Source organism: Hominiventricola sp. (assembly GCF_057604405.1).
Genome location: NZ_DBLYVB010000002.1, coordinates 194,491 through 207,461 on the forward strand (window position 1 = coordinate 194,491; position 12,971 = coordinate 207,461).

Consider the following 12,971-nt stretch of genomic DNA (forward strand, 5'->3'; position numbering starts at 1 on the left):
TCTGTGGCGGTTTTTTACATTATTTTCATTGTGAGAGGAATAAGGTTGAAGAAGAACAGAATTTCTACAGGACAACTTATTTTCCTGTTTTTTATATTTCATATAGCAGCAGTAGGATATGCAGTAAAGTTTTTGCATCCATATTATGGTTCCAATGACGAATTTACTCTGGCGGCCATTGCCTCCGGGGCATATGGAAGTTATACGCAGTATTTTATTTATCTGCACAGTGCATTTGGATGGATATTGAAATGTTTCTATATGCTGTTCCCGGCATGGAACTGTTATACATTGGTGATGTATGGATTGATTTTTCTGTCACTGACAGCAATTGGCTGTACCTGGATTGCCAGATGGAAGAAGACTGGAATGGTCATGGCACTGATGCTGGTTCTGGCAGGATTGTCGCCTCTTTATGTGGAACTGCAATATACGAAAACAGCAGCCATTGTAACGGCGGCAGGATATGTACTGGTGTTCTGCGCAGGCAGAACAGCAGATGGAAAATTTGCGGTGGAAAAGAAACTGCAGAAATTTCTGATCATGGCGGCAGGCATTTTTTTTCTTCTTTTGGGAGGCTGGATTCGATTCCAGGCTTTTGGCATGGTGAGCATTCTGGCTTTTGGCTTTTGGATTACTCTTTTACTGAGGGGATGGGAGAAGAAAGACTGGGAAGGCTTTCTGCTTCGTGATTGCGTACCGTGTCTGGCTGCATTTGCACTGGTATTTGGAAGCATTGCAGCAGAGAATATACTGGTTTATACACCTGGAAGTGCAGAGGCCCATTATAAGGAATATGACAAAGCCCGTCAGAAGCTTCTGGACTATGGTGTTCCGGATTGGAACGAATATCAGACGGAGTATGAAGAATTGGGGCTGAAGCGGACGGATGTGCTTAACCTGCAAAATTGGCTTATTGCAGACAGTGACCGGTACACAGCTGAATTATTCAAAGAAATCGTAGCTTTCCGAAAGGACCGTCCTTTTCAGTGGGAATACTTGCTGGATTATCTGCTGATTCTGGCTAAAAAACCATTATTCCTGTTGGGCGTGCTGGGATGGCTGTTATGGCTGTTTCCCATTGCCTCACTGAAACGGAGAAAATGGACTGGATATGTAGCGGTTTTCTGGCCGGGGGCAGCGCTTCTGGGAATTTATGTATACTTTATTAAGATCTATCGGGTGCTTCCTATTGTAGTGACAGCATGCCTTTTGTGTTTTATGATCTTTGTCTGGTCTGCGATTCAGGAAGGACTTGGAAGGCAATGGGAGGAGCGGCTGGAAGGCCGGCGTTTTGTGGCAGCTGGAATGGCAGGTGTGCTTTTGACTACCGGGCTGGGAGTGAATATGCTGGTGCGGCCCCTTGGAAAGCCTTCTTTGCAGGAATCGGAGGAGAGCGTGGCATTCCGGCAGCTCTATGATGTGATTACGAAAAGGAAAGATCTGTATTATACGTTTGCTCCTATCAGTAACAATGGAGTAGAGCTTGGTTATTCCATTTTTGAAAAACTTCCGGAGGATTATCTGACGAATGTCTTTACGCTGGGTGGTTGGGAAACAGAATCTCCCCAGGTGGTAGATAATCTGGAGGCTTATGGATGGAGAAACCTTATGACCTCTCTTTACCAGAGCGACCGGGCCGTGTTTGTGACAGATACGATGCTGGAACATTTGATGCTGCACTTACAGGATCTCTATGATGGTATTTTTATTACCTATTCCAAAGTAAATCAGATTGGAAATTTCAGCCTGTTTGCACTGAATTACAAAATGTCAGGCTTGAAGGAAAGCGAAGATTACAGTGCCACACTGGACCGCATTTATACGGCGGAGGCAGATCGATATGATGTGATCGAGGGAACGGTAAATATGGCGCCGGAGGAACTGGAAGGCAAGAGTGTATTTCTGTGGCTGGAGAGTGAAGAGAGTGGTAAGAAACGGATGTTCCAGGGAACCTGGCAGCAGCAGGATGAGAACGGATTGTACTCTATGTTATATGATACCTCTCTTTCTGATACAAATCAGATAAGGTTTATGATTCCGAAGTTGGATTATCCGGTCGATGACCGTTATATTGTAAATATTGTGGTCCGGGACGGAGATAAGGGAACACGGATTGTGACGGAAAACCATCTGTATGAGACGGAGGAACCATAATGGAGATAGTAATGCATAAGAAACGCCAGGTAAATTTTGAACTGCTCCGGATTCTCTGTATGTATATGATTGTGATTGGGCACTGTCTGTTTCATGGAAGAGTAACTGCAAAACTTGGATATGGCACAGTAAACTATTTTCTTTCTTATTTAATTCAGTCGTTTTCAGTAGTTCATGTGAACTGCTTTGTGATGATCGGTGGCTATTTTGCCATTGACCGGTCATTTAAGTCAGAGCGTGCGATAAAATTATGGAAGCAAGTAGCTTTTTATTCCCTCAACATTTTCCTGCTGTCAGCTCTTTTTGGACAGGCCGGATGGGCAGATGGAGTAAAGGCAATTTTGCCGATTTCTTCGAAGACCTACTGGTTTGCATCCGTCTATATGGCGATAGTGCTTCTGATACCATTTGTTGGGATGATAGCAACACGGATCAGCAAGCAGCAGTATCAATATCTATTGGTGCTTTTAACATGGTTTTTGAGTGTTAACCATATGCTGTTTCAGACGGATACCTATGGATCCTTCAACGGGCGGGATCTGCCCGGATTTCTCTTTCTGGTATTGTTGGCTGGGTATGTGAAGCTTCATATGAAAGCAGATCGAAAGTATGTGCTTTATGGAATTTTGGGATATGTGGGATGTTCATTACTGGTGCTTGCAAGTGTTTATGCATCTGTAGAACTTCACCTGGAGGATACGGGATATTTTCTGAATTATAATTCACCACTGGCATTGCTGTCTACATTTTCTCTTTTTGTGGCGGTTCGAAATTTTTCATGGAAAGAGACAAGATTCGATGGACTGATCCTGAAAGTAGCAGGAGCAGCATTTGGCGTTTATCTCATTCATGATAATTATCTGATCCGATATCTGGTATGGGATACCTTCCGTGCCAGTAAGGTGGCAAGAACCCACTGGGCTGTCATTTATGCAGCATTGATTGCGGTGATTGTTCATCTGGTATGCACTTGTATTGAGCTGTTCCGGCAGAGAATATTCCGGCTGGCGGGGATAGCATATAGGAAGACTACATTATATAGGAAAGAACAGACTTTTTGCGATAAAATGAATCAACTATTAGAGATAAAACAAACAAAGGAGGTTTAAAATATGTGCGAGTATAGAATGGGAACAAAATGCGTGCAGGGAGGCTATACACCGGGAAATGGAGAGCCGAGACAGGTGCCGATTATTCAGTCTACCACATTCAAGTATAACACCAGTGAGGATATGGGAAAACTGTTTGATCTGGAAGCGGAGGGATATTTCTACAGTCGTTTGCAGAACCCTACCAATGATCATGTGGCAGCCAAAATTGCAGCAATGGAAGACGGAACGGCAGCTATGCTCACATCCAGTGGCCAGGCGGCGAATTTTATGGCAATGTTCAATATCTGCGAATGTGGTGATCATATCGTGGCATCTTCTTCTATTTATGGGGGGACTTTTAATTTAATCGCCGTCACTATGGCAAAGATGGGAATTACAGCAACCTTTGTATCTCCGGATGCAACGGAAGAGGAGTTAAATGCGGCATTCAAACCGAATACAAAATTGATGTTTGGAGAGACCATTGCCAATCCGGCTCTGACGGTTCTGGACATTGAACTGTTTGCGAAGGTGGCTCATGCCCATGGTGTTCCTCTGATGGTGGACAATACGTTCCCGACACCGGTAAACTGCAGACCTATTGAGTGGGGGGCTGACATCGTTACTCATTCCACTACCAAATATATGGATGGACATGGAGCGGCCCTTGGCGGAGCTATTGTGGACAGCGGAAAGTTTGACTGGATGGCACATGCTGATAAATATCCGGGGCTTTGCACACCAGATGAGAGTTATCATGGAATTACTTATGCAGAAAAATTCGGAAAAGAGGGCGCGTTTATTACAAAATGTACCGCACAGCTTATGCGTGATTTGGGCTGTATGCAGTCTCCGCAAAGTGCTTTTATCCTGAATCTGGGTCTGGAGTCCCTGCATGTGCGGATGCCAAAGCATGTAGAAAATGGACAGGCTGTGGCAGAATTTCTGGAGAACCATTCAAAGGTAGCCTATGTTAATTATCCGGGGCTTCCCTCAAATAAATATTATGAAAGAGCACAGAAATACCTGCCGAACGGTGGATGCGGTGTTGTTTCCTTTGGATTAAAAGGGGGGCGCGAAGCAGCTTCCATCTTTATGAAAAACCTGAAATTGGGCGCTATTGAAACTCACGTGGCAGATGCCAGAACCTGCTGCCTGAATCCGGCAACTTCCACCCATAGACAGATGAATGATGAACAGTTAAAGGAAGCAGGAGTACCAGCAGAACTGATTCGCATCAGCCTTGGACTGGAAGACAAGGAAGATCTTATTGCAGATATTTCTGCAGCTCTGGATGCGATTAAATAAAAAAGTACAACTTGACATTTGCGACAGGTTTTGCTATCATAATTTTCAGTGAAATAAGTAAATGCGTTGATGAGGAATAGTACATTCGGACTTGATTTCAGAGAGCTGTCGGTTGGTGTGAGACAGCAGAGAGAATGTTTGGAACTCGCCTCGGAGCGGCTGTCCGAAATCTTCTATATATAAGAAGAAAGTAGATGCAGACGGAGTCCCTGCCGTTACGAAGGGGAGGATATAAGAAAGTAATTTCCGTATCCGGTAAGTGTGCGAACTATTTCGCAAAATGAGAGTGGTACCGCGTAGAACAGTTTAGTCCTTCGTCTCTCGGTCTTAGTAACAGACCGGAAGACGGAGGCTTTTTTGTTATGTAAGAAATATCAAAACAAAACGGTCCCAGGAATCTTTGGCGTTTGCTTTGTTTCACAGAAGAAAAATGTGAAAGAATGTAGAATGAAGGAGAAAGAAACAATGATGAATTACAAGAAGTATACGAGACAGTATTTTATGCCGCCTGAAAGATGCATGGACTGGGCAGACAAAGAGTATGTGGATCATGCCCCGGTATGGTGCAGCGTTGATCTGCGTGATGGTAACCAGGCGTTGGTGGTTCCTATGACTTTACAGCAGAAGCTGGATTTCTTCCAGATGCTGGTGAAGATTGGATTTAAAGAGATTGAGGTAGGATTTCCGGCAGCATCTGAGACGGAGTATGAGTTTTTAAGAGCTTTGATTGAGCAGGATCTGATCCCGGATGACGTAACCGTGCAGGTACTGACTCAGGCCAGAGAGCATATTATCCGCAAAACCTTTGAAGCATTAAAAGGTGTAAAAAATGCTATCGTGCATGTCTATAATTCAACTTCTCTTTCTCAGAGAGAACAGGTATTCCGTAAATCAAAAGAGGAGATCCTTAAAATTGCTGTTGAAGGTGCAAAACTGCTGCAGCAGTTGACCGAGGAAGCCGGAGCGAATTATCGTTTTGAGTACAGCCCGGAGAGTTTCACCGGAACTGAGCCGGAATACGCACTGGAAGTCTGCAATGCAGTTCTGGATGTATGGAAACCGACAGCCGACAGAAAAGCCATCATTAATCTGCCGGTAACGGTACAGCATTCCATGCCGCATGTCTATGCACAGCAGATCGAATATGTCAGCAAACACTTGAAATATAGAGAAAACGTGTTGGTTTCCCTGCATCCCCATAACGACAGAGGCTGTGGGGTAGCCGATACGGAGATGGGACTTCTGGCTGGAGCTGACCGTGTAGAAGGAACTTTGTTTGGAAACGGTGAGCGTACCGGTAATGTGGATATTGTTACTGTTGCCATGAATATGTATGCCCAGGGCGTGAATCCGGAACTTGACTTTTCCAATATGACCGAGATCTGCGATGGCTATGAGCACTACACTGGCATGAGGGTCAATGAAAGAAATCCATACAGTGGTGCGTTGGTATTTGCTGCATTTTCCGGTTCTCATCAGGACGCGATTGCAAAGGGCATGAAGTGGATCGAGGAAAGACATCCGGATCACTGGACCGTGCCGTATCTGCCTATTGATCCTACCGATGTGGGAAGAAGCTACGATGCCGATGTTATTCGTATCAACAGTCAGTCCGGAAAGGGCGGTGTTGGTTATATTCTGGAGAGAAACTACGGTATCGAGATGCCGCCGAAGATGCGTGAGGCTATGGGATATGCAGCCAAAGCAGTATCTGACGAGCAGAACAAAGAGCTGCAGCCGGCAGAAATTTATCAGGTATTTGAAGACAAATTTGTTGGAATTACCGAGCCGTATCATATTACGGAAGTTCATTTCAAACAGGTAAATGGTATTACCACAGAGATAACAACTACCTACAAGGGTGAGAAGAAAGTGACCACGGCTACCGGTAACGGACGTCTGGATGCAGTCAGCAACGCGCTGAAGAAAGCTTATGGATTTGACTACAAATTGGTGACCTATCAGGAGCATGCACTGACCAAAGGAACCAGTTCCAGTGCAATTGCTTATGTGGGAATTCAGACTCCGAATGGCAAACTTCACTGGGGTGCAGCCATCGATCCGGATATTATCCGTGCATCCATTGATGCATTGTTAACTGCGATTAACCATTCCGTCAAGTAAAAATATAGACAAAATCCGGGAACGCTTTTCATAAAAATTCATGAAAAGCGTTTTTTTTTTGATTTTTTGTCATAAAAATGAAAATAAAAGTTCATAATAGTTAACAAAGTTGTAATATTTGTATTGACTTTTTCGTTTGTATCAGGCTATAATGCCAAACTGTAACCCACGGGAACACAAACATCTCGTGAAGAAAGAGGCATAAATGCCGATCATAAAGAAAAGGAGTGTATGTATGCGTAGATGCTATCGGGCTGCAGCGCTTGTGTTGGGAACGTTCCTGACAACAGGTCTTGCATCCTTCAACTCCTGCAGTATAGGCACACTGACTGCATATGCTGCAGAGGATGTACTTACGGAAGAGCTTGCGACAGCCTTTCAGCAGGAAGTCCAGACAGGAGCAGAAAACGTCGAAACAGAAATACCAACAGAGGAAGCTGCAGTGCAGCCAATTCAGGAAGAACCAGCGGCAGAGGAAGTTGTACCGGAAGAACCCGTTCCGGAAGAGTCTGTACCGGAAATGGCACCTGAGGAAATACCCACTGAGGCGGCGGCAGCAAATTTAAATTTGGATGAACAGGAGTATCAGGTGCTCCTACGAATAGTGGAGGCAGAAGCCGGAGGTGAAGATACCATTGGCAAAATGCTGGTAGCGAATGTGGTCATGAACCGAGTGCGGAGCGGAATTTTTCCCGCAACGGTGACCGGAGTGGTCTACCAGAACACAGAGTGCGGCGCACAGTTTGCCCCTACCGTGGATGGAAGAATTGACCGGGTGAATGTATCTCAAGATACAACCGAAGCTGTGAACCGGGTATTGGGAGGAGAGGATGTGTCACAGGGCGCATTATTCTTCCGGTCTGTACGGAGTACAAGCAGCTGGTTTGACCAGAGTCTGAACCGGGTACTGGAACACGGAAATCATATTTTTTATACGTTATAGGAAAGAAAGAGGCAGTTGCCTCTTTCTTTTTTTGCTTTGTTGTGGTACACTGCGAAGTGTTAAAAGCATAAAATGGAAAGAGGAACGGAACATGGAAGTGTTATACAAGAGTACCAGAGGCGCTGGAGAGGCAGTGACTGCTTCCCAGGCAATATTACAGGGTCTTGCCCGCGACGGTGGACTGTTTGTGCCTATGGAGATCCCGAAGCTTACTCTTACAATGAAAGAGCTTTCAAAGATGTCCTATCAGGAGACAGCTTATGAGGTTATGAAGCTGTTTTTGACAGATTTTACAGAAGAGGAATTAAAGCATTGTATACAGGGTGCCTATGATGAAAAGTTTGATACCAGCGTCATTGCACCACTGGCAAAGGTGGAAGGTGCTTATTTTCTGGAACTGTTCCATGGAGCAACGATTGCGTTCAAGGATATGGCTCTGTCTATTCTCCCATATCTAATGACGACAGCAGCAAAGAAAAACCATATCAAAAATGACATTGTCATTCTGACGGCGACTTCCGGAGATACAGGAAAGGCAGCACTGGCCGGATTTGCAGATGTGCCAGGCACGAAGATCATTGTTTTTTATCCAAAGAATGGTGTCAGTCCCATTCAGGAAAAACAGATGGTTACCCAGAAAGGTGATAATACATTCGTTGTAGGAATTCATGGCAATTTTGACGACGCACAGAGTGGTGTAAAAGCTATTTTTGGAAATAAAGCGCTTGCAGAGGAGCTTAATAAAGCTGGTTATCAGTTCTCCAGTGCCAATTCCATCAATATCGGAAGACTGGTTCCACAGGTGGTATATTATGTGTATGCCTATGCAAAACTTCTGGAAAGTAATGAAATCAAAGATGGTGAGACCATTAACGTGGTGGTACCTACCGGAAACTTTGGAAACATTCTGGCAGCTTATTACGCAAAACAGTTGGGTGTTCCGATTGGAAAACTGATCTGTGCATCCAATGACAACAAAGTTTTATATGACTTCTTCCAGACAGGAGAATATGACAGAAATCGTCCTTTCATTTTGACAACTTCTCCATCTATGGATATCCTGATCTCCAGTAATCTGGAGCGACTTCTGTATCTGATTTCCGGATCGGATTCTGCAAAAGATGTAGAGCTCATGAATGCTCTTTCCAAAGATGGAAAATACACGATTACGGATGCCATGAAAGAAAAGCTGGAAGATTTCCGCGGCTATTACGCAACGGAAGGAGAAGCAGCACAGGAAATTTCCAAAACATTCCAGGATACAGGATATGTGATGGACACTCATACCGCTGTTGCTGCCTGCGCATATGAAAAATATAAGGCAGAATCCGGTGATGAGACGAAGACGGTGATTGCTTCCACTGCAAGTCCGTATAAATTTACGCGTAGCGTCATGGATGCCATTAACGCAGAAAAATATGGCAGAATGTCTGATTTTGAACTTGTGGATGAATTGAGTACAATTTCCGGAGTAAATGTGCCGAAGGCCATTGAAGAAATCCGTACAGCTCCAGTTCGTCATACTACGGTATGTGATGCCGCTGATATGGAAAAGACGGTTCGCAGCTTCCTGGAAGTAGAATAGGAGAACAGTATGGGCGGTGTTTGGGATTTAATGGATCTTTTGATCCTTGGGTGCGGATTTTATGCACTGTATTCAGCGTATGTATTGAAGACCCAGGGAAAGATTATAAAAACTTTTCTTGTATTCAAGGATACAGATGTAAATTCCTGCAAAAATTTACAGGAATATGTAAACCTCATGGCTCCCAAGCTGTATGCGCTTGGAGGTATCATGGTGGCTTACGGTGTTGTATCACTGATCAACAGCTATCTTGTGAATATTAATGGGTTATATATGACCTTTATCGTGATCTTTACGCTGGCTTTGATCTGGTACGGAATTGCAGTAAGCAAAGCATTAAAAAAGTACTTTTGAGCTTGACATTTTTTTCACGGAATGCAATAATGTGACATGTGGGAAAAATTTCATTTTTCCCACATGTCAACGAAAAAAAAGACAACGTCTTTTTTGAGTCTGTCAACGAAGAAAAAGGCAAAGTCTTTTTTAGAGTCTGTCAATGAGAAAAAACGTAGTTTTTTCGAGTTTGATGTTGTCTGAATCAGAACAGGAAAACTTATTTTCCGGGTCTGTGCAGAATATACTATATAAGAAAGAGGTCTAGTGAAACATGGGAAAAATTGATTTAACCAAGTATGGTATCACCGGAACAACAGAAATCGTACACAATCCTTCTTATGAGATGCTTTTCGAAGAGGAGACCAAACCGGGTCTGGAAGGTTTCGAAAAAGGACAGGTAAGTGAGCTCGGTGCAGTAAACGTTATGACTGGTATTTATACCGGACGCTCCCCCAAGGACAAATATATTGTAATGGATGAGAACTCTAAGGACACTGTATGGTGGACTTCTGATGAGTACAAAAATGACAACCATCCGGCAACCCAGGAAGCATGGGAGGCTGTAAAAGAGCTGGCTAAGAAAGAGCTCTCCAACAAAAAACTGTATGTTGTAGATGCATTCTGCGGAGCTAACAAAGATACCCGTATGGCTATCCGTTTCATCGTAGAAGTAGCTTGGCAGGCACACTTCGTAACCAATATGTTCATTAAGCCGACTGCTGAAGAGCTTGAGACCTTCGAGCCGGATTTCGTTGTTTACAACGCATCCAAAGCTAAAGTTGAGAATTACAAAGAGCTGGGTCTGAATTCTGAGACTGCAGTTATGTTCAACATCACTACCCGTGAGCAGGTTATTGCAAATACCTGGTATGGCGGAGAGATGAAGAAAGGTATGTTCTCCATGATGAACTATTATCTGCCGCTGAAGGGCATCGCTTCCATGCACTGCTCTGCAAACACAGATATGGAAGGAAAGAATACTGCTATCTTCTTCGGACTTTCCGGAACTGGTAAGACTACCCTGTCTACCGACCCGAAACGTCTTCTGATCGGTGATGACGAGCACGGCTGGGATGACAACGGAGTATTCAACTTCGAGGGCGGCTGCTATGCAAAAGTTATCAACCTTGATAAAGATTCCGAGCCGGATATCTACAATGCAATCAGACGTGACGCTCTTCTTGAGAACGTTACTCTTGACAAAGACGGAAAGATCGATTTCGCTGATAAGAGCGTAACCGAGAATACCCGTGTATCTTATCCGATTAACCATATCGAGAAAATTGCTCAGAATGTAAACCCGGTATCCGCTGGACCGGATGCTCAGAACGTAATCTTCCTGTCTGCAGATGCATTTGGTGTACTTCCGCCGGTATCTATTCTGACTCCGGAGCAGACTGAGTACTACTTCCTGTCTGGATTTACTGCAAAACTTGCAGGAACCGAGCGTGGAATCACTGAGCCGACCCCGACCTTCTCCGCATGCTTCGGACAGGCATTCCTTGAGCTGCATCCGACCAAATATGCTCATGAGCTGGTTAAGAAAATGAAGAAGAGCGGCGCTAAAGCTTACCTTGTTAATACCGGATGGAACGGAACCGGAAAACGTATTTCCATCAAAGATACCCGTGGTATTATCGATGCAATCCTTGATGGCGCTATCCTGACTGCTCCGACCAAGAAGATTCCGTTCTTCAACTTCGAAGTTCCGACCGAGCTTCCGGGTGTTGATCCGGCAATCCTTGATCCGAGAGATACCTACGCTGACGCTGCTCAGTGGGAAGAGAAAGCTAAGGATCTTGCTGCTCGTTTCCAGAAAAACTTTGTTAAATACGAGAGCAACGCAGACGGAAAAGCACTTGTATCTGCTGGTCCGCAGCTGTAATCTTATATTTACGAATGATCAAAGGAGTGTTGCTTAGGCAACGCTCCTTTTTTTCACCGTATAGGAAAAATTCTTTCCATATGACTGGCAGGTATAAAGAAAAAGGGAGGGGCATACAATGAAACATGGAAAAATGATTCTGGAAGCCTGTGTGGACAGTCCGGAATCTGCAGAAGCAGCAGAACGGGGTGGCGCCGACCGTCTGGAGTTATGCGGGCATCTGATCATCGGGGGAGTGACGCCAGATGAATGGCTGTACCGTAGTGTCAGGGAACATTCCAGTCTTCCTACACGGGTGCTGATCCGCCCAAGATTTGGAGATTTCTGCTATACAGAAGAAGAATTTCAGATAATGGAACATCAGGTATCTCATTTCAGAAAACTGGGCGCTGACGCAGTTGTCATTGGCTGCCTGAAGGAAGATGGAAGTCTTGATCTGGAGCGGATGAAACGATTGGTGGATTTGGCCGGAGATATGGAAATTACACTGCACCGGGCATTTGATGTATGCAGAGATCCGGAGAAAGTACTGGAGCAGACGATTTCCCTAGGTATCGGAACGATCCTGACATCCGGACAAAAGGAGAGCGCACTGAAAGGGGCAGATTGTCTGAAACGCCTTCAGAAAATGGCCGGAAACCGGATTATGCTGATGGCAGGGGCAGGTATTCATGGAGATTCCATTGAGAAACTGTATCCTATGACAGGAATTCTTGCTTATCATATGTCTGGAAAGAAGACGATACCATCTTCCATGACATATCGGAGAGAAGGAGTTCCTATGGGGCTGCCGGGAATCAGCGAGTTTGAAATCTGGCGGACAGATGAGGAGGAGATTCTTGCGGCATCCCGGATTTTGTCACATTTCTGTGAAAAATGATATATTTTCGTAAGTTTTTACTTACTCTGGTTGTCAAATTACAGGAAATAGGGTATACTAAGGATACAGATTTCCTGGGGTGTTCGAGAGCCCTGTTATTTTGAACCTACATTTACGTTTATGGGATTCCAAAATCGCAAGTTGGATGTCACGCCTCCGTCCCTACCGGACGCCAGTGGAAGGCTGAATACTTGTTGAGGTTACCCACCTAGCTCATGGCTAGGCGTCAAAATACAGGGAACGGCACTTTGGGAAACGGAAGATTACGGGTACTGCAGATTGCAGTACCCTTTCTTTATTTATGCGACATGGAGAGCTCTGATAGGTGCAGATGACTCTGTATTGTAAGCCGGTGTCAGTGGGAGGTGGAACATGTATCGAAGCAGACTGAAAGTAAAGACATTGATTCTGCTGTGTATGACAGGGGTTCTGATGATCCTGGCACTTAGGAGAGATCCGGATAGAAAAGGAGAGACAGGAGAAGAATTACTAATATCAGAAGAGGACGGCGGCGAAGAGACAGGGGAAGCTGTTGGACAGGAAAAAATATGGACATCTCCGGGGAGGGATGCAAAGATCCGTGTTCTTTTGCTGGATCAGGATGGCAGTATTTATCATAAGGAAAAAGATGCAGGGGAAGGATATCCGGGAGAACTTGATTA

Annotated in this window: 10 protein-coding genes, 1 other RNA gene and 1 other annotated feature; all 11 genes read left to right on the forward strand. The window is 44.6% G+C overall.

The window, feature by feature from the left end; all coding sequences use genetic code 11:
- Positions 1-45: 45 nt before the first annotated feature.
- Positions 46-2,157: a hypothetical protein gene (locus ACZMB2_RS03065; protein ID WP_487595449.1), complete on the forward strand. Its 2,112-nt coding sequence runs from the start codon at positions 46-48 to the stop codon at positions 2,155-2,157.
- Positions 2,157-3,266: an acyltransferase gene (locus ACZMB2_RS03070; protein WP_487595450.1), complete on the forward strand. Its 1,110-nt coding sequence runs from the start codon at positions 2,157-2,159 to the stop codon at positions 3,264-3,266. Before ACZMB2_RS03065 ends, ACZMB2_RS03070 begins: the two co-directional genes overlap by 1 nt.
- 3 nt (positions 3,267-3,269) lie before the next feature.
- Positions 3,270-4,556, forward strand: coding sequence for an O-acetylhomoserine aminocarboxypropyltransferase/cysteine synthase family protein (locus tag ACZMB2_RS03075; RefSeq protein ID WP_487595451.1), 1,287 nt, complete (start codon positions 3,270-3,272; stop codon positions 4,554-4,556).
- Between the two features lie 57 nt (positions 4,557-4,613).
- Positions 4,614-4,881: a binding site (T-box leader), on the forward strand.
- Between the two features lie 140 nt (positions 4,882-5,021).
- Complete coding sequence (locus ACZMB2_RS03080; RefSeq protein WP_487595452.1) at positions 5,022-6,680, forward strand: 2-isopropylmalate synthase; 1,659 nt, start codon at positions 5,022-5,024, stop codon at positions 6,678-6,680.
- A gap of 235 nt (positions 6,681-6,915) precedes the next feature.
- A complete protein-coding gene (locus tag ACZMB2_RS03085) occupies positions 6,916-7,623 on the forward strand; it encodes a cell wall hydrolase (protein ID WP_487595453.1) in 708 nt (235 codons plus the stop codon).
- Positions 7,624-7,714: 91 nt separating this feature from the next.
- Complete coding sequence (thrC, locus tag ACZMB2_RS03090) at positions 7,715-9,208, forward strand: threonine synthase (protein WP_487595454.1); 1,494 nt, start codon at positions 7,715-7,717, stop codon at positions 9,206-9,208.
- 9 nt (positions 9,209-9,217) lie between these two features.
- Positions 9,218-9,562, forward strand: coding sequence for a hypothetical protein (locus ACZMB2_RS03095; RefSeq protein WP_487595455.1), 345 nt, complete (start codon positions 9,218-9,220; stop codon positions 9,560-9,562).
- 253 nt (positions 9,563-9,815) lie between these two features.
- A complete protein-coding gene (pckA, locus tag ACZMB2_RS03100; protein ID WP_487595456.1) occupies positions 9,816-11,429 on the forward strand; it encodes a phosphoenolpyruvate carboxykinase (ATP) in 1,614 nt (537 codons plus the stop codon).
- Between the two features lie 118 nt (positions 11,430-11,547).
- Positions 11,548-12,309, forward strand: a complete 762-nt coding sequence (locus ACZMB2_RS03105; protein ID WP_487595457.1) for a copper homeostasis protein CutC — start codon at positions 11,548-11,550, stop codon at positions 12,307-12,309.
- A gap of 68 nt (positions 12,310-12,377) precedes the next feature.
- Positions 12,378-12,568, forward strand: a non-coding RNA gene (ssrS, locus tag ACZMB2_RS03110) — 6S RNA.
- Positions 12,569-12,681: 113 nt separating this feature from the next.
- Positions 12,682-12,971, forward strand: a 290-nt coding sequence (locus ACZMB2_RS03115; protein ID WP_487595458.1) for a hypothetical protein, incomplete at its 3' end; no start/stop codon positions are given.

What these genes read in the sequence shown, in the direction of transcription:
- ACZMB2_RS03095 (WP_487595455.1), top strand. Translation starts at nt 9,218, where the DNA reads ATGGGCGGTGTTTGGGATTTAATGGATCTTTTGATCCTTGGGTGCGGA.
- ACZMB2_RS03070 (WP_487595450.1), top strand. Translation starts at nt 2,157, where the DNA reads ATGGAGATAGTAATGCATAAGAAACGCCAGGTAAATTTTGAACTGCTC.
- ACZMB2_RS03075 (WP_487595451.1), top strand. Translation starts at nt 3,270, where the DNA reads ATGTGCGAGTATAGAATGGGAACAAAATGCGTGCAGGGAGGCTATACA.
- pckA (WP_487595456.1), top strand. Translation starts at nt 9,816, where the DNA reads ATGGGAAAAATTGATTTAACCAAGTATGGTATCACCGGAACAACAGAA.
- ACZMB2_RS03085 (WP_487595453.1), top strand. Translation starts at nt 6,916, where the DNA reads ATGCGTAGATGCTATCGGGCTGCAGCGCTTGTGTTGGGAACGTTCCTG.
- ACZMB2_RS03105 (WP_487595457.1), top strand. Translation starts at nt 11,548, where the DNA reads ATGAAACATGGAAAAATGATTCTGGAAGCCTGTGTGGACAGTCCGGAA.
- thrC (WP_487595454.1), top strand. Translation starts at nt 7,715, where the DNA reads ATGGAAGTGTTATACAAGAGTACCAGAGGCGCTGGAGAGGCAGTGACT.
- ACZMB2_RS03080 (WP_487595452.1), top strand. Translation starts at nt 5,022, where the DNA reads ATGATGAATTACAAGAAGTATACGAGACAGTATTTTATGCCGCCTGAA.